The sequence below is a fragment of the Gordonia sp. PDNC005 genome (assembly GCF_016919385.1).
Taxonomy (GTDB): Bacteria; Actinomycetota; Actinomycetes; order Mycobacteriales; family Mycobacteriaceae; genus Gordonia.
This window is the reverse complement of sequence record NZ_CP070351.1, coordinates 3231788-3255576: the sequence shown is the minus strand read 5'-3', so window position 1 is coordinate 3255576 and position 23789 is coordinate 3231788. Positions and strand designations below refer to the sequence as shown.

Here is a 23789-nt window from a genome sequence, read left to right as displayed (position 1 = left end):
ATGGCTAAGCAGACTCGTGGCAACGGCGTGCGCAAGCTCGCCGCCACCATCATGGTCGGCGGGCTCGTCGCGATCGTCGCCCTCGCATCCGGGCAGTTCCTCGGCTGGTTCGACAGCACCACCACCGTCACGCTGAACGCGCCGCGGGCCGGTCTGGTCATGAACCCCGATGCGAAGGTCAAGCTGCGAGGAGTCACAGTCGGACGCGTCGCCAGCGTCGAGAACAACGGCGACACCGCGCGCCTGGTCCTCGACATGGACACCGATCAACTGTCGAAGATTCCCGCAAACGTGCGCGCCGACATCAAGTCGAACACGGTGTTCGGTGCCAAAGCCGTCAACTTCGTCATCCCTGAGGAAGGGCCGAAGGGCACCCTGAGCAAGGGCTCGGTGATCAACACCGAACACGTCGTGGTTGAACTCAACACGGTATACCAGCAGCTCGTCAACGTGCTGGCCCAGGTGCAACCCGATCGCCTGAACGTGGTCCTCGGCGCCGTGAACGATGCGCTGTCCGGGCGCGGGGACAAGATCGGCACCGCTCTCGTCCAACTGAACGACGTCCTCGGTAAGACGAACAAGCACCTTCCGGAACTGCGACGTCTGTTCTCCGAGGCGGGCTCTGCGACGAATGTGCTCGCCGACGCGATGCCGGATCTGATGCGGACCGTCGACAACGCGACGGTGCTCGGCAACACCCTCGTCGACAACGCCTCGAACCTCGACAGCCTGCTGATCAACGTCACCGGCATGGCGCGCAGCGGAAACGGTGTGCTCTCCAAGAGCAAGAAGGACTTGATCTCGACGCTGAGCAACCTCAGCCCGGTCTCTGCCCTTCTCGGGTACCAGGCGCCCGGCCTGCGATGCTTCATCACCGGCGCGAGCGACGCGGTCGACATCGCCGGACCGCTCCTCGGCGACCGCAACGGCATGCTCCTACTCGACGCGGGTCTCATCCCCGGCCAGGACCCCTACCGCTACCCCGAGGACCTCCCCGAGGTCCGCGGCGACGGTCCACCCACCTGCCAGGCGGGTCTGTCGGACATCCAGTCCAAGGAGAAGGTCCCATTCTACGTGATCGACAACGCGGACCAGCCCTACCAGCCGCGTACCACCCCGAAGGTGGAGTCGCGCAAGCTCTTCAATCTGCTGTTCGGAGGTACGCCACGTGGATAGTCGCGCACGCGCCTTCCGCGCCACCGTCATCAAGCTCACGACATTCGCTGTCGCCATGCTGCTGGTCCTCACCGGGCTGGTCCTGGTGTTCAGCCGCTACCAGGGCGGCAGTTCCGAGTCGTACTCGGCGATGTTCACCAGTGCATCGGCGATGAAGTCGGGATCTGTCGTCCAGATCGCAGGCGTCGACGTCGGAACCGTCGACAAGATCGAGCTGACGCGCGACAACCAGGCGCGGATCGAGTTCAACGTCAACGACGACTACCGTCTGCCGAAGACCGCGGTTGCGCTCATCCGGTACCAAAACCTCACCGGCGATCGGTACCTCGAACTGCAGCCGGGCAACGGGTCGCTGAGCGACACACTGTCGCCGGGAGACGAGATCCCGATCTCGCAGACCGAACCCGCACTCGACCTCGACAAGCTCCTCGGTGGCTTCAAGCCGTTGTTCCGCACCATGAGCGGTGACGAGGTCAACCAGCTCTCGTCGGCATTGATCGCCGTGTTCCAGGGGCAGGGTGGTTCGCTGAACAAGCTCCTGGCGAACACCGCCGAGTTCACCAACACGATCGCCGACCGCGACGCGCTGATCGGATCGGTCATCGACAATCTGAACACCACGCTCGGCACCCTGCAGGCCGATCACAAGGGACTCGACCAGAGCGTCGACCGGCTCCAGCAGCTGATCAGCGGCCTCGCGGGCGACAAGGAAGTCATCGGACGCGCCATCAGCGAGAGTGCGAAGGCGACCACCGGACTCGCCGACCTGATGAGCACCGTCCGCCCGGACATGAAGAAGGCGCTCACCGGACTCGGCAAGACGTCCGAGGAAGCGCTCAAAGCCGAGCCGTTCATCCGGGACCTGCTCGGACGGCTCCCGGGTGACTTCAAGACCCTCTCCAACCTGGGCAGTTACGGCTCGTGGTTGCAGATCTACTTCTGCCGCATCCGCCTGCTCCTCCCCGGGCCGGGCAACACGCAGTACTACTTCACGGCTATCGACGTGATGGGCGACAAGACGACCGCAGGCGGGAGGTGCGCGACGTGAGTGGTGAACAGACGCCGGACCGTAAGACCAAGCGGTCGAAGGCATCCGTCGGTGTCATCGGCTTCCTCCTGACTGCGATGCTCGTCATCAGCGCGCTCAACATGGACCGCCTGCCGTTCTTCACGCAGGTCAGCACCTACGACGCCTACTTCGACGACGCGGGCGGCCTCGTCGCGGGGGACGTCGTGATGGTCGCCGGCGTCAAGGTCGGCACCGTCGAGAACATCTCCATCGCGGAGAACGACGGCGGTCTGCAAGCCAAGGTCGGGTTCCGCATCGACGACACGGTGGCTCTTGGTGACCGGACTCGTGCGGCGATCAAGACCGAGACCGTCCTCGGCCGCCGAAATCTGACGCTCACCCCGATCGGCGACGGCCGGATCAAGCCGGGGCAGTCGATTCCCGTCGAGTCGACGGCGTCGCCGTACTCGCTGACCGACGCGCTCGATCAGGCGACCACGACGCTGGGCGAGACCGACACCGACCAGCTCAACAAGGCACTCGAGACGATGACCGACACGTTCTCCAAGACGCCTGCGAACGTTCGCGGCGCCGTTGAGGGTGTCGGCCGTGTGTCGAAGGCGATCGCCGACCGCGACAACGCACTCAACGATCTGCTGGAGCGCGCCAAGGGCGTCAGTGACGTCGTCGGCAAACGCAGCGAGCAGATCCGGACGATGCTCATCGACGCGAACGCTCTGCTCGGCGAGCTCGAGATGCGTCGCGCCGCAGTGCGCCAGGTGATCTCCGGGACCCGTGACCTCACGGCGCAGGTGAGCGGATTCATCGACGACAACGGCGAGCAGCTCCGCCCGGTGCTGGACAAGTTCAACAGGGTCATGGACATCCTCAACGACAACGAGGACAACTTCAGCAAGGCCATCGACAACCTGGGTCCGTACGCGAACATCCTCGGCGAGGCCGTGAGCTCCGGCCCGTACTTCAGCTCGCTCGTCGGCGTCGCCACGTTCGGCGACTACTTCGGCGCGTTCCAGAAGGTGCTGCAGCGCAAGTACCCCGAGGCGTGGAAGTACTTCTACGACTTCTCCGGAAACCCGCTGTTCCCGAAGAACTGGAACCAGGGACCGAACGCCGGTGCTCCGGACGTGAGCCGCCCGACGCCCAAGCGCACCTATCCGACACCGCAGAACGGAGGCAACTGACATGCGGATCTCTCGCCGTGTATGGGCGACCGTCGCAGCAGTCGTCGTTCTCGCTCTCGTCGCCGCCGGTGTGTGGTTCGGCGTCCAGCGCGCCACGACCCGCACGATCACCGCGTACTTCGCGACCGCAGCCAGCCTCTTCGAGGGTGACTCGGTTCGCGTCATCGGTGTGCCGATCGGCAAGGTCACCTCTATCGAACCCCGCTCGGGCGACGTCAAGGTGACCATGCGGATCGATCGCAGCACACCCATCCCCGCCGACGTTCGCGCCGTGGTCGTCGCACAGTCGCTGGTGTCCGGACGATTCGTCCAGCTGACCCCGGGCTACACGAAGGGCCCGGAACTCGACGGCGACGCGGACATCCCGATGGAACGGACAGCCGTCCCGATGGAGTGGGACGACGTCAAGAAGCAGCTGTCCGAGTTGAGTACCGCGCTCGGGCCGAAGGGCGCCGACCGCGGACCCGCATCGCGCGCCGTCGACGTGTTCGACATGAACCTGTCGGGCAACGGTGAGGCGATCGCCGAGTCGATCCGTCAGATGTCCACCGTCGTGGGCACTCTCTCGGACAACCGAGACGACGTGTTCGGTGCCGTCAAGAGCCTGCAGAAGCTCACCGAGCAGCTGTCGACGAGCCACGAGCAGCTGGTCCAGTTCAACGGTCGCATGGCATCGGTCAGCTCAGTACTCGCGGGCAGCAGCACCGAGCTCGGCGACGCGATGACCAACTTGAACGGCGCGATCAGCGATCTCGAGGGGTTCCTCGGGGAGAACAGTTCAACCGTGGTCTCCACAGTCGACAAGCTAGCGCAGCTCACCGGCACGCTGAAGAAGAAGGACGAGCAGTTGCGCGGCCTCTTACACTCGGCGCCCACGCAGTTGTCGAACTTCTTCAACATCTACAACCCGCTGACCGGCTCGCTAGACGGTGTGTTCGGCCTCGGCATGGGCAACAACCTCATCTCGCTGCTCTGCGGCACGTTCCAGTCGACGGCGCGTCCAGGCGACACGAAGGTCGACGTCGAGCAATGTGTCGACCTACTGGCGCCGATCATGAAGGACATCGTCGTCAACTACCCGCCGTTCATGGCGAACCCGGTGATCGGCCGGACTGCGCGGCCCGACCAGATCACCTACCAGAATGCCGACGTGCGGGCCCGAGCCCGCCAGGGTGTGGTGGAGCGCGACGCCGAGTCGCGTGCCGCCGCGCGCGATCCGTTGACCAAGCTGCTCGTTCCGTTCGGAGGTGAAGGATGATGCGCGGACGTACTCGCGCAGTCGCTTTGGCCGCCGGGCTCCTGCTTCTCGCACCGGTCGCCACCGCGTGCAGTGGCAATCCCGTCACGTCCTTGTCGTCGATCGGCGCCGAGGGCACCGGTGCAGGCGCGTACACGATCAGCGCGCGGATCCCGTCTGCCGCAGGCCTCGTCCGCAATGCTCCGGTGATGATGAGCGATGCGACCATCGGCAGCGTCGGCGACATAGCGATCAAGGACTGGAGCGCGGAGATCACGCTTCGCCTCAACGAGGGTGTGAAGATCCCGACCGGATCGCACGCGATGATCGGCATGACAAGTGTGCTCGGTTCGTCGCACATCGCGATCGTGCCGCCGGAGAAGACGACCGGACAGTACCTGTCGGCCGGTGGCAGTCTCTCCCTGCCGAACTGCCCGAAGCAGGGCAACATCAGCAAACCGGCCACGAAGCCGGTTGCCGACATCAACGCGGCACAGCAGGTGGACCCGTGCATGTACCCGACCACCGAACAGGTGCTCAGCTCGCTGTCGGTGGTGCTCAACGGCGGCGGCCTCTCGCAGGTCGGCGACATCGTCCATGAGCTGAGCCAGGCGCTCGGCGGCAACGACGAGCAGATCCGCACCCTGATCCCGCGGATCAACACCCTCGTGAACGACCTCAACGGCCAGACCGGGAACATCATCTCCGCAATGGAGGGGATGGACCGGTTGACGCAAGCCATCAACGATCAGACGCCGACCGTCCAGCGTGCGCTCGACTCCGGTCCGGAGATACTGCAGTTGCTCGTCGACCAGCGGACGAACCTCACGACCGCGCTCGACAACGTCGGAAACCTGTCGGCGACAGTGAACGACGTGCTCCGAGAGAACGGCGACGACATCAAGACGATCGTCCCGAACATGCGCAAGCTCATGGAGCAGCTGTCGATGACCGGGCCCGCGCTCGCGAACTCGCTGCGCCTGCTGCTGACCTTCCCGTTCCTCGAAGACAAGATCCCGAGTCTGGTCAAGGGCGATTACGTGAACTCCGACCTGGTTCTCGACCTGACGTGGAGTCGTCTCAACAAGACGATGGTCGCCTCGGTCACGAACCCGGAGGGAGTGACCGGCAAGCCTGCGAACGCCGCCAAGAGAGGGACCAATCCGTTCACCGCGCCGCTGATCCCCGGCATCACACAGCCCAAGATCAAGGACCCGGCCAATCCCACCCCCGGTGAGCTGATGCCGAAGTCGTCGAGAACACCGTCCACCGCGAAGCCGTCCACCACGAAGAAGAGCGGTGGCAACTGATGAAGATCACTCGTTTCGTTCGCATGCAACTCGCGATCTTCAGCGTCGTCACCGTCGTCTCACTGATCGTGATGGCCGTGTTCTACATCCGTATCCCGCAGATGTTCGGCGTCGGCAGCTACACCGTTCAGGTGGCCATGCCGAGCACCGGCGGGCTGTATCAGAACGCCAACGTCAGCTTCCGCGGCGTCAACGTCGGCAAGGTCGCCGGTGTCCGTCTCACCTCCGACGGTGTGGTCGCAGACCTGACGATCGACTCGGGGACCGACATCCCCGCCGACTCGGCCGTCGCGATCCGCAGCGTCTCGGCCGTCGGTGAGCAGTTCGTCGACTTCACACCACCCGCGGACGCCTCCGGATCGATGCTGTCCGACGGTGCCAAGGTGTCGACCGACGATGTTCCCGTCGAGATCTCCGCGATGCTCGACCAGGCAGACAACCTGTTGGCCGACGTGGACAACTCGAAGGTCCGTGCGGTGATGGACGAGGCCTTCGCCGCGTTCAACGGCACCGCGGACGAACTGCAGCGGATGATGGACTCCATGGTCCTGTTCGTCGGGGCGATGAACGACAACGTCGACGTGACCCTCGACCTGGTGCGTCAGGCAGGCCCGATCCTCGCAACGCAGAACCAGACGGCTGACGCCATTCGCAGCTGGACAGCCGACTTGACGAAGGTGACCGACCAGCTCCGCGCGAGCAATCCCGATATCACCGACATCCTGAAGAAGGGACCCGGTGTCGCGAATCAGGCCAAGAGCCTGTTCGACGACATGGCGCCGGGATTTGCGCTCGGCATGTCGAACCTGCGCGTCGCCGCGAAGACGATGGCGGTGTATCTGCCGAACCTTCGTCAGACGATCGTCCTGTACCCGCGGGTGCTGTCGGCGCTGATCACGGCCATCAACACTGGATCGAACCGTCATGGCGCCAACGTGAACTTCACTCTCGGCTTCCAGGATCCGCCCACCTGCACGGTCGGCTTCCTGCCGCCCGACCAGTGGCGATTCCCGTCGGCCACCACACCGCAGGACCTGCCGCCGGGACTTCTGTGCCGCCTGCCGCAGGACGCGCAGAGCTCTGTTCGCGGCGCTCGCAACTTCCCGTGTGTGGAGTTCCCCGGACGTCGTGCCCCGACCCCGGCGGAGTGCCGGACCGGATTCGTTCCGTCCAAGCGTGACAACGTCGCACTTCCCAACGGGTTCCCCGGTACCGACCTGCCGCGTCAGCCCGCCGGACACGTGGTGCCCGGCACCCCGTCCGACTACGACGCTTCGCCGGCCACGTACGCGACAACGTACGATCCGGAGACAGGGGAGTTCATCGGCCCGGACGGCAAGAAGTACAAGACCCAGGCCGGCGCCGACAACCGCAACCAGAAGAAGCAATGGTACGAACTGATCACGAAGACGGTGGAGTCCTGAAACCGGAGTCCGATGGCGTCGCCAAGAAGCCGGCAACGGTCCGCAAGTCGAGCCCGGTCTCGCGTCGTCGCAAGTCGACAGGCAAGGCGCCCGCCCCGGTCGTCTCGGAGGAGTCGACCGACGACGTGACCGTCGACGACGACGTGACGGCGGAGGCGGCCGCCACCGACGGAGGGGCCGATGTCGAGTCGGCCAAGGCAGGCGCTGATGTCGCCGCCGATGCCACTGCGGAGTCGGACGGCGTCGACGCGGCATACGTGCCGACCGAAGGTGTCTCGTACCGCGCGCGCCGTAGTTCGGTGAAGGCGCCCGTGTCGGCGTCGCCGTCGGCGAAGAAGGTTCTGTTGCCCGCTATTGCAGGCATCGTCGCCGCTGTGGTGTTGATCGCGTCTGTGGTGCTCACCGCCGGCTTCCTCGTCGGTTCGTCTCGAATCGACGACAATCGCGAACTCCGGACCAGTTATGACCAGTTCGCGCAGGAGGTGGTCATCAAGATGACCACTCTCAACAAAGAGAACGCCGACAGCATGTACAAGTTCATGCAGGAGCACACGAGCGGGCGTGCTCAGCAGCAGTTCCGCGATTCGATGAAGCAGGCGACCGACCTGATCCGGGCGGACGACATGAAGACGACCACAACGATCGCCGCGTCTGCCGTTGAGGACGCGGATGAGGACGCGGGCAGTGTGCTCGTCGTGTTCGTCTGGCAGGGGATCGCGCCCGAGGCCCCGCAGCAGCCGGACATCCAGACGTTCCGCGCGAGGATCTCGATCACTCGGATCAACGACGACCTCAAGATGACGAACTTCGAGTGGGTGAACTGATGTCGAAGAAGCGCCTCCTCATCGCTGTTGCATCCCTTCTCGTGGTTGCCGCCGTAGCGTCGGCCGTGGTCACCGGCGTCCGGTACTGGAGCATGAAGGCGGAAGAGAATGCACGCGACAGTGCGCTGTCAGCTGCCACCGCGTACACCGAGACGATGTTCGCGCGTGACCCCAAGACTGTCACCGACAACATCAACAAGTCGATGAGTTTCCTGACCGGGAACGCCAAGGCAGAGTTCCAGCGGAACGTCTCCGAGTTCGACATCGCGAAGAAGGTCAAGGAAGACAAGATCGTCTCCGCCGTGACCATTCAGGGCGCCGGCGTCATGTCGAACACCCGTGACACCGCAAAGGTGCTCGTCTACATGAATCTGTCGACGACCCGAAACACTGTCGAAGACGTGCAGATCGACCCGAGTCGTCTCGTCTATGACATGGTTCGTCGGGACGGTACGTGGATGATCAGCGCGATCGACATCCTCGACGACGAGTCGTTGCGTTCGCGAGTGCAGAAGCCCGATACCACCCCGTCCGGTGCCGTTCCCATCCCGTCGTCTGCCCCGAGCGCACCTGCGTCGCCCACTCCGACCTCCTGATTCTCAGCGGTTCCCGCGGCTTTCAATGACAAACGAGGCATGCATGCATGCCTCGTTTGTCGTCGAGTGCCTCGTTCTTGTTAGTCGTCGACATCACTGCTGACGACCCGCAGGTCGTCCGTGAGGTCCACATCGGCGTCACGTCCGTCCGTGAGCCGCACGCCGACGTCGTATCGGACTCCGCGGTCGTCGCTCGACGAGATCGACTCCATGCTGCCGCCGCCGACCGCGGCGGTCGCAGCGGCGGCCACTGCGTCGAAGCGGTTGAGGTCCAGCACTTCACTCGGATCGTCTGTCCGGTCGGGAGTCTCCTGGACGACGGCGCCGTCCGAGCGGACGTGCACGTCTTGTTCACGGCCGTCGGACAGACGCACCTCGACGTCGTATCCGTCCCTCTCCACGTCCACTGAGGTGGCGCCGACGGCGCCGGTCGCAGTGATGGCGGCCCGCGCGGCGTCACGCAGCGCGGAGACACTCGTCGTCGGGTTCTGTTGAGGATCCGATTCGTCATCCTTGTCGTCGACATCATCTGGATCAGCGTCGTCCGCGACAGACTGGTCGGAGACGGTGACAGGAGTGTCGTCCGATCCGGTGGACAGAGCATAGGCGACACCACCACCGGTCAGCAGTGCGATGACCACCGCCGAGCCGATCAACAGTGTGCGTCGTCGAGCCTTTCCCGATCCGTGCGGCGTCTGTCCCGGGTCGCCTGCGAACGGCGTCGGCGCAGAGTCGGCTTCAGGCAGAGGGCGGGTGTCTTCGTTGTCGTTCATACGTGCATCCTCTCTTCGATGCGCTTAACGAGTTCTGAAGCGAGCTGAAGAGGTTTTCAGGATCGGCCGTCGGTGGGAAGCGTCACCGTGAGGAGCGCGCCGCCGACGGAACCGTCGGACACTCGGACGTCGCCGCCGTGGCTGCGGACGATCTCCCGAGTCATCGCGAGGCCGAGGCCACTGCCTCCGGCGTCCCGAGCTCGCGCTTCGTCGAGACGGGTGAACCGCTCGAAGACTCGCTCTCGGTGTTCGATCGGAATGCCTGTCCCGTCGTCCTCGACATCCAACCGCACATACCGAGAATCGGCGTGCAGTCGGAACGTGACTTGCTGTGAGGCGTGGCGGGCCGCGTTGTCGGCGAGGTTCCGGACCACTCGATCCAGCAGTGCTTCGTTCCCGTCGATCCGCGCAGCCCCGACACCGCGTGTGTCCACGTCGACTCCGATGCCTCGGAGCCGACTCGCCTCGCGTAGGACGATGTCGTCGAGGTCCACCGAGGCGATTGTGTGGCCGCGATGTTCGTCCAGCCTTGCGAGCAGCAGGAGCCCCTCCACGAGTTCCTGCATCCGAGCGCCCTCCGCCAACACCACTCCGCTGAGTTCGGCGAGAGACGTCGACGACGGATGGACGTCGGCCACTTCGGCGTGCTGACGAATCGTGGCCAACGGTGAACGCAGTTCGTGCGAGGCATCACTGACGAACCTTCGTTGTGCGAGGCGTGCCTGTTCGATCCGGTCGAGCAATCGGTTCATGGTCGACGCGAGCGCACCCAGTTCGTCGTCTCGGCCGGCCTCCACACGTTCGCTCAGATCGTCGGCTCCGATGGCGTCGACCTCCCGGCGGAGTCGCTCAACGGGCGCGAGTGCCCGCCCGCTGACCACCCAGACCACGACGCAGATCAACACGATGACGGCGGGGACCCCTGCCGCCAACAAGACCGTGGTCGTCCCGACGGAATCGTCCACGTGGTCGAGCGGTCGTGCGACGGTCAGGCGTCCGCGGTCGGTGTCGTCGGACGCGGCGAGGAACGAATCTCCGTCGACGGTCACACGGGACGGGGTCCCATCCACTGCGGGGATCGACGATGCGTCGTCGTCGTTCATCGCCGGCGTCGGGCTGTCCAGCCGGACGAGGAGGTCGTCGTCGATCGACGTGACGGACGCCGGATCGGCCTCGACACGATCGCCGATGGAGTCGAGATCCTGTTCCAGTGAGACGGCCACACCGTCTGTCAACGCGTCCCGGACGATGAAGACCGTCGAGACGGCCGCGACTCCGAGGACCACTGCGGTGACGGCGAACGCGCCCGCGGTCACCCTCGCACGGATCGATCGTGTGATCCGTTGACGTGCATTCACCTCACGCCCCCGGTCCCGGACAGGCGGTAGCCGGTTCCACGAACCGTCTCGATCGATTCGCGGCCGAACGGTTTGTCGATTTTCGCCCGCAGATGGGCGATGTAGACCTCGACGATGTTCTCATCACCGTCGAAGTCGCCGCCCCACACGTTCGCGATCACCTCACGCCTGGTCACGGCCTCGCCGCGGCGACGGAGGAGGTAGTCGAGCACGGACAGCTCACGGGCGGTGAGCGAGAGTTCGACGTCGCCGCGGAAGGCGCGTCGCGCGGCTGGATCGAGCCGCAGATCACCCGCGATGAGGACGGGTGGCCTCGCTCGACCTCCGCGGCGCACCAGCGCTCGGATCCGGGCGACCAGCACTGGATGGGAGAACGGTTTGGTCAGCCAGTCGTCTCCGCCGGTGTCGAGGCCCTCGACCTCGTCCCACTCGCCGTCCTTCGCGGTGAGGAACAGGACGGGGGTCCACACGTCGTCGGCTCTGAGCGACTGACACACGCGGTATCCGCTCATGCCGGGCATCATCACGTCGAGAACGATCGCGTCGTAGTCGCCGTCGGTCGCGAGCCGAACCCCGTCGACTCCGTTGTGTGCGACGTCGACGACCATGCCCTCGGCCTCCAGACCGCGGCGGATCCCGTCGGCGAGCCGGACTTCGTCGTCGACGAGAAGGATTCGCATGATCACCAGTCTGACCGAGACCACCTGAAGTGCGCCTGAACGACGCTGCGCGGCACACCGGGGTGGTGTGCCGCGCAGCGTTGCGGAGGTGAGAGCTACGCCGAGGTGTAGCCCATCGGCATGAGGATGGCCTTGTGCTCGAGGTAGCTCTCGAGCCCTTCCTTGCCGTTCTCGCGGCCGATGCCCGACTTCTTGTAGCCGCCGAAGGGCGACGACGGATCGATCGCGTACCAGTTGATGCCCATGGTGCCCGTGCGGACCTGCTTGGCCACTTCGATGCCCTTCGCGACGTCCGAAGTCCAGACCGAGCCCGCGAGACCGTAGTCGGAGTCGTTGGCGATCGCGATCGCCTCGTCGAGGTCGTCGTAGGCGATGACGCTGATGACGGGGCCGAAGATCTCCTCCCGGGCGATCGCCATGTCGTTGGTGACGCCGGTGAAGATCGTCGGGCCGACGAAGTTACCGGTTCCGACGGCGGGAGCCTCCACTTCGAGGACCGCGGTCGCGCCCTCTGCCTTGCCCTTCGCGATGTAGCCGGTCACCTTCGCGTGCTGCTTGTCGTTGATGATCGGGCCGAGCTTGGTCTCCGGATCAGTGGGGAGGCCGGGGGTGAAAGTTGATGCCACGGCGACCATGGCGTCGACGATCTCGTCGTGACGCGAACGGGGGACCAGGACGCGGGTCTGGGCGACGCACGCCTGCCCGGAGTTGAGGATGCCGGAGAAGACGAGCATCGGTGCGCTGGCGGCCGCGTCGGCGTCCTCCAAGACGATGGCTGCCGACTTCCCACCGAGTTCGAGCGAGCAGCGCTTGAGCTGTTCGCCGCAGCGCGCAGCGATCGACTGGCCCGCGAGGGTCGATCCGGTGAAGGTGATCTTGTCGACGTCCGGGTGATCGACGAGGGCCTTGCCGGTCTCGACGCCGCCCGGAACGATCGAGATGACGCCTGCGGGAACACCGGCTTCGGTGAAGATCTCGGCGAGCATGTTCGCGTTGAGCGGGGTCTCCGGGGCGGGCTTGAGGACCACCGAGCAGCCGGCGGCGAGCGCCGGGCCGAACTTGTTGCAGAAGAGGAACAGTGGGACGTTCCACGCGATGATCGCGCCGACCACGCCGACGGCTTCGCGGACCACGAGGGTCTCGCCGAACAGGCCGGTGCGGGTCTCCTCCCACTGATACTGCTCGGCGGCGTCGGCGTAGGCCGAGAGGCAGCCGGTGCCTGCGAGCTGCTGGAGGGTGGCGACGTCGCCGGGGGTGGCGCCCATCTCGGCGGAGACGAGGGCTCCGATCTGCGCGCCGCGCTCGTTGATCAGCTCTACTGCTCGCCGGATCACCGCAGCTCGCTGGGCCGGAGGTGTGTTGCGCCAGACGCCGGAGTCGAATGATTCGCGCGCTGCGCGGACGGCGTTGTCGACGTCCGTCGCATCGGCGGACGGGACCGACCCGACCTTCTCGCCGGTTGCCGGCGAGAACACCTCGAGCACTTCGGTGGAGTGCGGATCCACCCACTCTCCACCGATGTACAGCTGTGTGGTCTCGATCGGGTCGGTCATGCGTGCTCCTGAGATCGCGAGGGGGTTTCCTCCGATACTAGAGCACAGTTAGAACACGTTCTAGAAAAATCTTCTCGGTGACGATTCAGGCGCTCGGTTCGACGTTGATGACAACTTCGAATTCGAGAAGACTCGCTCCCGTTGCGACAGGCTTTCGGTCGCCCGAATGGGCGGCACGCGCGTCACCGCCTGCCCACGCCTGGAAGCTCGCCTCGTCCTCCCACTGCGTGACGACGAAGTAGCGGTCCTCGCCGTTCACTGGGCGGAGGAGCTGGAAACCGAGGAAACCCGCGGCGCCGTCGACAGTGCCCGCACGAGCTGCAAAACGCTTCTCGAGTTCGGGTCCGGCGCCTTCGGGGACGCTGATCGCGTTGATCTTGACTACGCTCATGAGATCTCAATCCTTCGTTCAGGTCAGGCGTGGTCTTCACCTGATCGGTTACACGGCATCCATGTGCCAGGCGGGCTCTCCGGGCAGGCCCCTCAGATGAGGGCGCTGACGACGGGCCCGTACTCGACACCATAATGTCCGGCTTCGGGGCTGCCGTTCATTGAGGCGAGTGAGTGGCCGACGAACCCGCGAAATCGTCAGGGCGACGCCCACCGCGCGTACTTTCGAGTCATGGCCCAACCTTCGCTGCGTGCCCTTCGGACGATCAACTCGGGTTTGAACGAACTCGACTCTCATCTCTTCGACGCAGTGGCGAAGTCTCCGAGTCCTCTTCTCGACGCGACGATGCGACCGTTGTCCGCTGCGGCGGACCACTCGAAACTGTGGATGGCGATCGCCGCCGGATTGGGATTCGGCGGCCTCTCATCACGACGAGGGGCCGTCCGCGGATTGGCGTCGTTGGCGGTCACGAGCCTCGTCGTGAACCAGGGTCTCAAACGCGTTCTTCCTCGCCGACGCCCTGTCTTCGACGCCGTACCCGTCGCGCGTTTCCGGCGTCAGCCGATGTCGTCGTCGTTCCCCTCCGGGCACTCGGCGGCCGCTGCGGCTTTCGCGATCGGGGTCGGCCTCGAGAACCGTTCCGCGGGATATCTCCTGAGCGGCCTCGCCGGCGCGGTGGGACTGTCTCGGGTCGCGACGGGTGCGCACTATCCCGGTGACGTCCTCGCGGGGTTCGCAATCGGTGCAGGCGTCGCGATCGCCGGGGCTCGCGTGATTCCTCAGGTCGACGACAGCCGCGTCATGATCCCCGAGCCGACGGCCGAGACCGTCGCCGTGGAGCCGGACGGCTCAGGTCTTGTTGTGGTCCTGAACCCCGCCTCTGGCGACGGTACCGGGTCGCGGGTCGCCGCAGAGATCCGTCGGACGTTGCCCGAAGCCGAGATCGTGGAGCTCGCCGAAGACTCGGACCTCGACGCGGTCACCGCGGATGCGGCGTTGCGAGCACAGTTCCTCGGCGTCGCCGGTGGCGACGGGACGGTGGCGACGGTTGCTGCCCACGCTGTGCAGTCGGGAAAGCCGCTTGCGGTGTTCCCCGCAGGCACCTTCAACCATTTCGCGAAGGACATCGGTGCCGCGACCGTGGCGGATGTGGTCGACTCGATCCGAAGCGGTCGGATCGCGCGTGTCGACGCGGTGTGGCTGAACGACGAGAAGCTGCTGCTGAACACCGCGAGCATCGGTGCCTATCCGGAGTTCGTCCGCGCGCGGTCGCGCTACCAACGACACCGGATCGGCCGTGTCACCGCGACCGTTCGGGCAATGCGTCGGGTGCTGATCAAGACCTCACCCGCGCGGGTGCGAATTGAGGGGCGACCGGCCACCGTCTCGTTCTTCTTCCTCGGAAACTCGATGTACGGCGCGCCGGGTTTTGCGCCAGGCCGACGCTCACGCCTGGACGACGGAGTGCTCGATGTCCGGTACCTCGAGGGCGGACATCGGTATGCGGGAACAAGGCTGCTGTTCTCACTTCTGAGCGGGCGGATGAGGAACTCCAAGGTGTATCGGGAGGTGCAGGCGCCGGTCGTCACCATAGAGGCGGACGAGCCGTTCCGGGTGGCGCACGACGGAGAGGCGGGTGACCTGCACACACGAGCGACTTTCCGCGTCGCGTATCGCGAACTGCGGGTCTTCGGCGCCAGTCGCGTGAGATGAGCCGCCTGGCAGCGGTCCCAGATGCAATCCGCCCCCGATCGGACGTGTCGGCGCACGTCGGCTCGAAGGGGCCCGGATAGTGTCGACGGGGTGGACTCCGACTCGCCCGACGCACCTGCGATCGCCGACACCGGCCTGCTCGATCACGGCGGCCTCGACGTAGTCGAAGGCGGCCTTGGAGCAATAGTCCTGGTCCACGGTCTGATGGGTCGCGGCCGCACGTGGCGACGGCAGATCCCGTGGCTGCGCGACTACGGGCGAGTCTTCACATTCGACTCGGCGAATCACCAGGGCGCCTGTTCGGTCGACTCCTCCGACATCTCGACGGAGCGGTTCGTCGCCGACCTCGCCGAGGTGATCACGTGGATCGATCGCGGCCCCGCGGTGCTTATCGGGCACTCGATGGGCGGTCTGCACGCGTGGTGCACTGCGTCGACGTACCCGGAACTCGTGTCGGCACTGGTCGTCGAGGACATGGCACCCGACTTCCGCGGACGCACCACCGGAACGTGGCAGCCGTGGTTCAGCAGTTGGCCCGACCGGTTCCCGGACCTGCAGGCGGCAGTCGACATGTTCGGGGACGTGGCGGGGCGCTACTTCTACGAGGCGTTCGACGACGGACGGCTGCACGGCTCGATTCCGGTCTGGGCCGACATCGCCGAAGAATGGGGGACAAGGCACTTCTGGGACCAGTGGGCAGACGTGGCAGTCCCGACCCTGCTCTTGGAGGCGGGTTTCTCGGTGACACCGCCCGGGCAGATGGCGGAGATGGCCGCGCGCAAGCCGTCGGCGTCGTACTTGCGGGTGGACGGTGCGGGTCACCTTCTCCACGATGACGCGCCCGGTGTCTATCGCGGAGCGGTCGAGGCGTTCCTGAGCGACCTGCGGCCCTAGGGCGTGTTCAGCCCTCGCCTGCGAGTGCGAACAGGCCGTCGTCGGTCAGTTCGATGAGGCCGTCGACAAGCAAGGAGTCGAGGGCCCGAGCGCGCTGACCCGGGTCGCGCTCCCACGCGAGATCGAGCGCCGCTCGTTCCACCGGCCCCGATGTTCCGCGAAGCACGTCGAGGAGTCGTCCGCGGGCCTGACGGTCCGTGCCTTCGAACTTCTGGACCTTCCGCACGGGGCCTTCGTGCTCGGGGCGACCGAGCCGAACCCACTCACACGTTGGCTCGAGCGGGCACTTGTCGCAGCGGGCTTCGCGAGCGGTGCACACCAGCGCGCCGAGCTCCATGAGCGCGGCCGAGAAGCGTGGGGTCTCCGGTGCCGGGGCACCGTCGCCCGTGCGCGGGAACAGTGCCTCGGCGTCGGCGAGATCGCGACGTCCAGGGTTTCCGGGATGCTGCTTGCCGTGGACGGCGCGAGCGATCACTCGGCGCACGTTCACGTCGACCACCGGTACCGACTGCCCGTAGGCGAAACAGGCGACGGCGCGGGCCGTGTAGTCACCGATGCCGGGGAGCGTCAGCAGGGTGTCGACGTCCGACGGAACCACGTCGTCGTACTGGTCGGCGAGGACCTTCGAGCATTCGTGCAGTCGCATCGCGCGGCGCGGGTAGCCGAGTTTCCCCCACGCGCGGACCACTTCGCCTGTGGACTCTGCAGCCATCGCCGACGGCTTCGGCCAGCGCTCCACCCACCGTGTCCATGGTTCGACAACTCGTGCGGCGGGGGTCTGCTGGAGCATGATCTCGCTGATCAGGACGTGCCAACCGGTCAGATCTGTCGAACGCCACGGAAGGTCGCGTTCGGCGTACCCGAACCACTCAAGGACAGTGGTCGGTGGCACACTCGAAGTCATGAAGGATCTGACCCCCGCTCAGGCATGGACTGTTCTCAAAGAAGGCAACCAGCGATTCGTCGAAAGTCGACCGATTCACCCGAGCCAGGGTATCGCCGACCGTGAGGCGCTCGTCGGCGGCCAGTCGCCGCACGTTGTGCTGTTCGGCTGCGGCGACTCGCGTCTCGCCGCAGAGATCATCTTCGATCAGGGGCTGGGCGACATGTTCGTCGTTCGAACCGCAGGGCACGTCCTCGACTCGGCGGTGCTGGGCACCATCGAGTACGGCGCCGACATCCTGAACGTTCCGCTGATCATCGTGCTCGGTCACGACAGCTGCGGGGCCGTCGGCGCCACCCTCGACGCACTGGACAACCTGAATCTGCCCGGCGGTTACATCCGCGACGTCGTCGAGAAGGTCGCGCCGAGCATCCTGGCCGGGCGCAGCGAGGGACTCACCGAGTACTTCGAGTTCGTCACCCGCCACGTGCAGGAGACGAGCCGTGTACTCATGCAGCGCAGCCGCATCATCGCCAAGCGGGTCGAGGACGGCGACCTCGCCATCGTAGGCCTCAGCTACCGTCTCGACGACGGCCAGGTGCATCTCGTGGAAGTCATCGGCGACATCGGCGAACTGCCCGAAAGTGACCCGCGAAAGGCCGGTCGGGGAGAATAACCCGCCGCGGCGTGGACCAATCCGCGACACGCCGAAGTTCGACGCCGTCGTGCGAGGCCCGGCGGCGATACCGTTGCAATCGTGATCGAACCCCAGGGACCCCTGCCTTCCGAGGTGTATTGGCGTCGCCGCCTCGTGGCGGTAGGCGCTGGAGTGGTGGCGATCGTCGTGGTCATCGCCTTGATCATCTGGGCGGGCAGTTCCTCCGACGATTCGTCGCCGAAGAATGCGGCCGCCGCATCGTCGACGTCGTCGAGCGCAGCGGCGACTCCGCCGCCGCCGTCGTCGAGCGCCCCAGGGCCGACCACGAGTGAGCCGGTGTCGGGCGGCGGAGATCACGGTTCCGACGGCGGCCCGAGCAGCACCACGCCCGCGCCGCCTCCTCCTGCGGATCCCGCGGTTCAGAACGCCTGCGCCGACCAGAGCCTGTCGGTTGTCCTGTACACCGACAAGCCGACGTACACGGTCGGCGACCAGCCGGTGTTCACAGTCGTCGTGACCAACGGCGGACTCAGTGAATGCTCGCGTGACCTCGGGAAGAACGCCCAGAACGTCGTCGTCCGCTCATTGGACGGCGCACGGACGCTGTGGGCGGCGCAGGACTGTGCTCCCGACAAGACGGTGAACAACCAGCTCCTGCAGCCGGGCCAGCAGTTCAGCGACACGATCACCTGGTCCGGCACGACGAGCAGCGCAGGCTGCAAGAAGCCGCGTGTTCAGATCCCGGCAGGCGGGTACCAGGCCTTCGCCAAGATCGGCGAGAAGGAATCTGCGCCGATCACGTTCAACGTCGTCAAGCCCGCCCAGCAGTAGATCCAACCAGATCTAGTCGAATCGCTCGAGCGAGCTCTCAGCGAGGCGTGAGAGGCCCTCTCGGATGTGCCTGGCCCAGATGCTGCCGATGCCCTCGACTGCTTCCAGATCGGCGGCGCTGCTCGCGAGGAGCGCCTGGAGTGTGCCGAAGTGGCGGACCAGTCGGTCGATGTGCGCGAACTGGAGTCGCGAAATGCGTGCGAGCAGGCGGTAGCCGCGCGGACTCATCGCAGTGTCCTGAGCTTCGAGGGTGGTCGGGTAGCCGAAGGCGCCCGCCACCATCGTGAGGTCGAGGAGATCGACGTCCGACAACGACTCCACCGATTCGAGGATCTGACGCACCTGTTCGGTACCCGCAGCTTCCGGTGACGCGTGGTAGTCGCGGACCAGCAGCTCACGCATGGTGTCGTTGTCGCTGATCAGCTCTTCGAGCTGCAGAGCCACCTGGCGGCCGTTGACGCCGAGCTCGAGCACGTACTCCTCGATCTCGACGGACACGCGTCGGACCATCTCCATGCGCTGTGCGGCACTCATCGCATCGCGGAGCAGCACATAGTCCTCGATCTCCGCGCGTGACAGCTGGGAGGACACCTCGTCGAGGCGCGACTTGTAGCGTTCCAGTGTTGAGAGTGCAACGTTCGCACGGGACAGGATCGCGTCGGGATTCTCCACCACGCGGCGCTGCCCGTCGGCGTACACGCTGACGATCGACATCGACGAACTCACCGAGATCACCGGGACCCGCATCTGGATCGCAGTCCGCTCGGCTGCCCGATGTCGAGTGCCGGACTCTTCGGTCGGGATCGACGGATCGGGGACCAGTTGGACGTTCGCGCGGACGATGCGTCGGCCGTCGGCGGACAGCACAACCGCGCCGTCCATCTTCGCCAACTCACGCAGCCGGGTCGGCGCGAACTCGACGTCGAGGTGAAAGCCTCCGTCGCAGATGCGTTCCATGTCGTCGTCGTATCCGACGACGATCAGGGCGCCGGTGCCGCCGCGCAGGATGCGTTCGAGTCCGTCGCGCAGCGCCGTTCCCGGTGCCACACGGCGCAGCGTCTCGCGCGTCAGATCGGCGCGGTCGGCGTCGGCATTTGACGTGTCGTTCATCGCACCTCGGCAATCGTGGGACTTGAGGTTCCGGCTGACGCCGGGACCGTACTAGCGTAACTGGACGTGAAGCATGCTTTTGTTCCGCCCGCAGACCTCGAGCCCCTCGTCCGCCACCCGAAGGCGACGGCGCCGGGCGAGCACATCGGGCTGCACCACAGCACGTGCTTCGGCTGTGGCGACGACACCCCACTCGGACTGCACCTCAAGGTGATCGCGGGCGACGATCTGTCGGTGACCGCGCAGATGCCCGTGGTCGACTGGATGCAGGGCGGACCGGGGGTGATCCACGGCGGGGTGCTCTCCGCCGCGTTCGATGAGGTCACGGGGACCGCGCCGTTGCTGATCGGAGCTCCCGTCGTCACGGTCCACCTCGAGGTCGACTTCGCCAAGCCGATCCCGCTCGGAAGCACTCTCCACTTCGAGGCCCGGATTCTCGGCAAGCAGCGCCGCAAGATCTATCTCGCGGCATCGGCGCACCTGGGTGACCCCGAGGAGATCGTGGCGAGCGCCCACGCGCTCTTCGTCACGATCGACGTCCAGAAGCATTTCGCCGAGCACTACGACAAGCGCGTCATCCTCTGACCTCCCCTGGAAGACGCACCACGAGAAGCGCGTCAGAACGGCGCGTCGACCGCTTCGAGGCGTCGTGGACCGATGGCGGCGAACGCCTCGTCGAGCTGCGACACCTTGGTGATCCGGATGCCTTTCGGAAGCTCCTCGTCCGTGCCGGCCGGAATGATCGCGTGACGGAAGCCGAGCCGTTTGGCCTCGGCGACACGTCGAGCGGTGGACGACACTCGACGGATCTCGCCCGCGAGTCCGACCTCACCGATCGCGACGGTCGTCGACGGCACCGGCTTGGTCTTCGCCGACGACATGATCGCGAGGAAGATGGCCAGGTCGGCCGCCGGTTCGGTCACCTTCATGCCGCCGACGGTCGAGGCGTACACCTCTTGCTTGCCGGTCTTGACCCCAAGGTGCTTCTCAGTGACGGCGAGCATCATCGCGACGCGAGCCGGGTCGAGACCGGACACCGCGCGGCGCGGTGAGGTCATCTCGGAGTTGTTCAGCAGAGCCTGGATCTGGCCGACCATCGCGCGTCGTCCGTCCATCGCGACGAGTGCGACGCTGCCTGGAACATCGGACGGGTGTTCGTGCACGAAGATCCCGGAAGGGTCGCTGACCTGGTGGATTCCGTCGGAACGCTGCTCGAAGCAGCCGACTTCGTCTGACGGCCCGAACCGGTTCTTGATACCGCGGACCATGCGCAACGACGAGTGGCGGTCGCCCTCGAACGACAGGACGACGTCCACCAGATGCTCCAGCGAACGGGGACCGGCGACGTTGCCGTCCTTCGTCACATGGCCGACGAGGATCACCGACACACCGTTCGTCTTCGCGAGCGAGACCAGCGCGGTTGTGACGGCGCGGATCTGCGTGACGCCGCCGGTCACGCCGTCGACGCCGGACGCGACGAGAGTCTGCACGGAGTCGACGATCAGCAGCGTCGGACGCACCTCGTCCACGTGGCCGAGGACGGTTCCGAGGTCGGTCTCGGACGCCAGGAATACGTTCTCGTGGACGGCGTCGGTCCGTTCGGCGCGCAGACGCACCTGGCCCGCGGACTCCTCACCCGTCACGTAGAGCGCAACACGGCCTCCCGCCGCCCAGTGTTTGACGGTCTCGAGCAGCAGGGTGGACTTCCCGACGCCGGGCTCGCCCGCGAGGAGGACAACGGATCCGGGTACTATGCCGCGTCCGAGGACTCGGTCGAACTCCGCGATGCCGATGGGAGTCGCCGAAGCACTCCCGGCGTCGACCTCGGTGATGCGTCGAGCCGGGCTGCGTGGCGCTACGGACGCGGCTCCGGCGGCGACGACGGGTGCGCCCTCCTCGACCGAACCCCATTCACCGCAGTCGGGGCAACGGCCGACCCACTTCGCGACCTGATGTCCGCAGGCCGTGCATCGGTAGATCGCTTTTGTCTTCGCCACGCCCCGACCTTAAACGCACCGTCCGACAAAACGACCCCCGACCTGTCGGTCGAGGGTCGATTCGAAGTAGATCAGAGGTCAGTGTCCCTCTTCGGATCCCTCGTTGTGAGCCTGCGGGTCGCGGACCACGTCGAGGCGGTGCTCGAGGGTGCCGTTGTCGACGGGCGTGTCGATGACGACCTGCTTGTCCTCGACCTTCTTGCCGCTGAGGTCGTAGACCTCGAACTTGAAGGTCAGGGGGACGGTCACGCCTGATGCGACAGACGAGCCGGCGTTCGTCAACGTCGCGGTGAAGCGGTAGATGTCGGCTTCCTGCGCGATCGAGGTGTTCACGTTCGCGGGTGTGCCTGCCAGCAGTACGCCGTTCGGGCCGATCGTGCTGGGATCAGCGGTCTTGTCGCCGTCCTTCTTGGACGTCGACGGAGGTGTCAGCACGATGTTCGAACCCTCGGGACCGACGACGTCGACGAGCTTGACCGAACGGGTGTTGCTGTCGTTCGAGATCGCGAACGACACGTCGAACGGCCCGCCGTCCTTGAAGGTCTTGTCGGCCTTGTCCGTCGGGTACACGATCTGGACGTTGCGCAGGGCGATCGTGCCGTTGGCCAGGTCGCTTCCCGCGTCGGGGCTCAGCGTGACCGAACCCCCTGCGCCGTTGACGGCGGCGAGCTGGTTGTTGGTCTGCGAGATCTTGCCTGCGCCGCAGGCCGAAGCTCCGAGGACGACTGCTGCGCCCAGGGCGCCGACGGCTGCAGCCTTGGCCAGTCGGCCGGTGGTCCGATTGAGCACTGACACCTTTTCCTCCGGGTGGTCGTCGCACTGTCCGCCAGCCGGCGAACCTTCACTACGCAGCGTAGTGGGCGCGGTGGGAAAAAGTTCCCTCGGGTAGGCATATAGACCGATAAATGTGTCGCTGATCGGGCGAGACCAGTGTTGACCTGCACCGTTGGAAAAGGTGTCGGAGGGCGGGTGTTACACTGGTAACACTCGGAAGGGTAGGGAAACATTGAATTTCAAAGTTGGCGACACCGTTGTGTACCCCCATCACGGTGCTGCTCGGATCGAGAACATCGTTGTTCGGACCATCAAGGGTGAAGAAGTCGAATACCTGGTCCTGAAGGTCGCAGACGGCGACATGACGGTGCAGATTCCCTCGAGCAAGCTCGAGTATGTCGGCGTCCGTGACGTGGTCGGCGAAGAGGGGCTCGACGAAGTCTTCCAGGTGTTGCGTGCTCCGAACGTGGAGGAGCCCACGAACTGGGCCCGTCGCTTCAAGGCCAACCAGGAGAAGCTGAACTCGGGCGACATCATCAAGGTCGCCGAGATCGTCCGCGACCTGTGGCGTCGTGAGCAGGACCGCGGGCTCTCCGCAGGTGAGAAGCGCATGCTGACCCGTGCGCGTCGGGTGCTGGTCGACGAGCTCTCGCTCGCTCGCAACACCGATGACGAGAAGGCCGACAGCATCCTCGACGAGATCCTGGCTGCAGCGTCCTGATCGCTCACAGTGGCCGCCGTCGGGTGGCCGCACTGATTCCCGCCGCAGGCATGGGCACTCGTCTGGGTGAATCCAAGCCGAAGGCGTTCGTAGAGGTGGGCGGTTCGACGCTGCTTGAGCGCAGCGTCGCCGCCGCCCGCGAATCCGGGGTGATCGACGACATCGTCGTAGCAGTCCCGGAAGAACTCGTCGACCGCGCGCAGCAGCTAGTTCCCGCTGCGCGCGTTGTCGTCGGGGGTGCGGAACGGAGTGACTCGGTACGGGCGGCCCTCGCCGTCACCGACGCCGAACTGGTACTCGTCCACGACGCAGCGCGACCACTGACACCCCCCGCGCTGTTCGCGGCGGTCGTCGAGGCACTGCACAGTGGGGATGCGGCCGTTGTGCCAGGACTTCCCGTCGCCGACACCTTGAAGAGGGTCGACGACGCACAATTCGTGACCGACACTGTCGATCGATCTGTCCTGCGGGCCGTGCAGACACCCCAGGGGTTCACCACCGACCTGCTGCGTCGCGCCCACGCGGGCGCGCAGGACGCCACCGACGACGCGGGCCTCGTGGAGGCGCTCGGCGTCGGCGTCCACGTGATCGACGGCGATGCGATGGCGTTCAAAGTGACCACACCGTTCGACCTGCGCCTGGCACGACTGCTGGCGTGAACCACACAGCGTGAAC

General features: G+C 65.7%; 24 protein-coding genes. 15 read left to right on the top strand and 9 right to left on the bottom strand.

The annotated features are described in order from the left end of the window. From JVX90_RS15640 to JVX90_RS15605, 8 genes are read left to right on the top strand one after another with little or no spacing between them, the layout of a single operon-like run. Positions 1–1176 carry an MCE family protein gene (locus tag JVX90_RS15640; protein ID WP_205329617.1) on the top strand — a complete coding sequence of 392 codons (1176 nt, stop codon included), beginning with the start codon at positions 1–3 and terminating at the stop codon, positions 1174–1176. After that, entirely contained in the window at positions 1169–2224 is a 1056-nt protein-coding gene (locus JVX90_RS15635; RefSeq protein ID WP_205329616.1) for an MCE family protein, read from the top strand. Before JVX90_RS15640 ends, JVX90_RS15635 begins: the two co-directional genes overlap by 8 nt. After that, positions 2212–3387 (top strand): MCE family protein, encoded by a 1176-nt coding sequence (locus JVX90_RS15630; protein ID WP_205329615.1) that lies wholly within the window; start codon positions 2212–2214, stop codon positions 3385–3387. The genes JVX90_RS15635 and JVX90_RS15630 overlap by 13 nt, the downstream gene beginning before the upstream one ends. 1 nt (position 3388) lies before the next feature. Next, the gene (locus tag JVX90_RS15625; RefSeq protein WP_205329614.1) at positions 3389–4645 is read left to right on the top strand and encodes an MCE family protein; all 1257 of its coding nucleotides are present in this window, start codon (positions 3389–3391) and stop codon (positions 4643–4645) included. Continuing rightward, positions 4642–5934, top strand: a complete 1293-nt coding sequence (locus tag JVX90_RS15620) for an MlaD family protein (RefSeq protein WP_205329613.1) — start codon at positions 4642–4644, stop codon at positions 5932–5934. The genes JVX90_RS15625 and JVX90_RS15620 overlap by 4 nt, the downstream gene beginning before the upstream one ends. Next, positions 5934–7358: an MlaD family protein gene (locus JVX90_RS15615; protein WP_205329612.1), complete on the top strand. Its 1425-nt coding sequence runs from the start codon at positions 5934–5936 to the stop codon at positions 7356–7358. The genes JVX90_RS15620 and JVX90_RS15615 overlap by 1 nt, the downstream gene beginning before the upstream one ends. Beyond that, the gene (locus tag JVX90_RS15610) at positions 7322–8182 is read left to right on the top strand and encodes a hypothetical protein (RefSeq protein ID WP_205329611.1); all 861 of its coding nucleotides are present in this window, start codon (positions 7322–7324) and stop codon (positions 8180–8182) included. Before JVX90_RS15615 ends, JVX90_RS15610 begins: the two co-directional genes overlap by 37 nt. After that, a complete protein-coding gene (locus JVX90_RS15605; RefSeq protein ID WP_205329610.1) occupies positions 8182–8778 on the top strand; it encodes a hypothetical protein in 597 nt (198 codons plus the stop codon). Before JVX90_RS15610 ends, JVX90_RS15605 begins: the two co-directional genes overlap by 1 nt. Positions 8779–8858: 80 nt before the next feature. Here the strand turns inward: JVX90_RS15605 and JVX90_RS15600 are convergent, their stop codons facing one another. From JVX90_RS15600 to JVX90_RS15580, 5 genes are all read right to left on the bottom strand, one after another. Beyond that, a complete protein-coding gene (locus JVX90_RS15600) occupies positions 8859–9551 on the bottom strand; it encodes a hypothetical protein (protein WP_205329609.1) in 693 nt (230 codons plus the stop codon). 56 nt (positions 9552–9607) lie between these two features. Further along, positions 9608–10909, bottom strand: coding sequence for a HAMP domain-containing sensor histidine kinase (locus JVX90_RS15595; protein ID WP_205329608.1), 1302 nt, complete (start codon positions 10907–10909; stop codon positions 9608–9610). Beyond that, positions 10906–11589 (bottom strand): response regulator transcription factor, encoded by a 684-nt coding sequence (locus JVX90_RS15590; RefSeq protein ID WP_205329607.1) that lies wholly within the window; start codon positions 11587–11589, stop codon positions 10906–10908. Before JVX90_RS15590 ends, JVX90_RS15595 begins: the two co-directional genes overlap by 4 nt. Positions 11590–11684: 95 nt before the next feature. Beyond that, entirely contained in the window at positions 11685–13142 is a 1458-nt protein-coding gene (locus JVX90_RS15585) for an aldehyde dehydrogenase (protein WP_205329606.1), read from the bottom strand. Between the two features lie 85 nt (positions 13143–13227). Then, positions 13228–13533 carry an antibiotic biosynthesis monooxygenase gene (locus JVX90_RS15580; protein WP_205329605.1) on the bottom strand — a complete coding sequence of 102 codons (306 nt, stop codon included), beginning with the start codon at positions 13531–13533 and terminating at the stop codon, positions 13228–13230. Between the two features lie 231 nt (positions 13534–13764). On the opposite strand from JVX90_RS15580, the gene JVX90_RS15575 reads away from it, so the two are divergent. Together JVX90_RS15575 and JVX90_RS15570 are read left to right on the top strand one after the other, a co-directional pair. Beyond that, a complete protein-coding gene (locus JVX90_RS15575; RefSeq protein WP_205329604.1) occupies positions 13765–15246 on the top strand; it encodes a bifunctional phosphatase PAP2/diacylglycerol kinase family protein in 1482 nt (493 codons plus the stop codon). Between the two features lie 90 nt (positions 15247–15336). Next, positions 15337–16140 (top strand): alpha/beta hydrolase, encoded by an 804-nt coding sequence (locus JVX90_RS15570; protein ID WP_205329603.1) that lies wholly within the window; start codon positions 15337–15339, stop codon positions 16138–16140. Positions 16141–16147: 7 nt separating this feature from the next. On the opposite strand, the gene JVX90_RS15565 is transcribed toward JVX90_RS15570, so the two are convergent. Beyond that, positions 16148–17044: an A/G-specific adenine glycosylase gene (locus JVX90_RS15565; protein ID WP_205329602.1), complete on the bottom strand. Its 897-nt coding sequence runs from the start codon at positions 17042–17044 to the stop codon at positions 16148–16150. On the opposite strand from JVX90_RS15565, the gene JVX90_RS15560 reads away from it, so the two are divergent. Beyond that, complete coding sequence (locus tag JVX90_RS15560; RefSeq protein WP_205329601.1) at positions 17043–17699, top strand: carbonic anhydrase; 657 nt, start codon at positions 17043–17045, stop codon at positions 17697–17699. The two genes, JVX90_RS15565 and JVX90_RS15560, sit on opposite strands and share 2 nt — an antisense overlap. Before the next feature lie 81 nt (positions 17700–17780). Then, on the top strand, positions 17781–18512 hold the full coding sequence (locus JVX90_RS15555) for a hypothetical protein (RefSeq protein WP_205329600.1): 732 nt from the start codon (positions 17781–17783) through the stop codon (positions 18510–18512). A gap of 12 nt (positions 18513–18524) precedes the next feature. Here JVX90_RS15555 and disA read toward each other — a convergent pair whose 3' ends face one another. Beyond that, positions 18525–19622: a DNA integrity scanning diadenylate cyclase DisA gene (disA, locus tag JVX90_RS15550; RefSeq protein WP_008377443.1), complete on the bottom strand. Its 1098-nt coding sequence runs from the start codon at positions 19620–19622 to the stop codon at positions 18525–18527. A gap of 66 nt (positions 19623–19688) precedes the next feature. Between disA and JVX90_RS15545 the strand changes: the two genes are divergently transcribed. Further along, the gene (locus JVX90_RS15545; protein ID WP_205329599.1) at positions 19689–20207 is read left to right on the top strand and encodes a PaaI family thioesterase; all 519 of its coding nucleotides are present in this window, start codon (positions 19689–19691) and stop codon (positions 20205–20207) included. Positions 20208–20239: 32 nt separating this feature from the next. On the opposite strand, the gene radA is transcribed toward JVX90_RS15545, so the two are convergent. Beyond that, the gene (radA, locus tag JVX90_RS15540; RefSeq protein ID WP_205329598.1) at positions 20240–21619 is read right to left on the bottom strand and encodes a DNA repair protein RadA; all 1380 of its coding nucleotides are present in this window, start codon (positions 21617–21619) and stop codon (positions 20240–20242) included. A 78-nt stretch (positions 21620–21697) separates the two neighbouring features. Next, positions 21698–22414, bottom strand: coding sequence for a copper-binding protein (locus JVX90_RS15535; RefSeq protein WP_205329597.1), 717 nt, complete (start codon positions 22412–22414; stop codon positions 21698–21700). 211 nt (positions 22415–22625) lie between these two features. On the opposite strand from JVX90_RS15535, the gene JVX90_RS15530 reads away from it, so the two are divergent. Both JVX90_RS15530 and ispD read left to right on the top strand, forming a co-directional pair. Then, positions 22626–23114, top strand: coding sequence for a CarD family transcriptional regulator (locus JVX90_RS15530; protein WP_008377447.1), 489 nt, complete (start codon positions 22626–22628; stop codon positions 23112–23114). A 23-nt stretch (positions 23115–23137) separates the two neighbouring features. Further along, positions 23138–23773, top strand: coding sequence for a 2-C-methyl-D-erythritol 4-phosphate cytidylyltransferase (ispD, locus tag JVX90_RS15525; protein ID WP_205329596.1), 636 nt, complete (start codon positions 23138–23140; stop codon positions 23771–23773). The last annotated feature ends 16 nt before the right edge of the window (positions 23774–23789 follow it).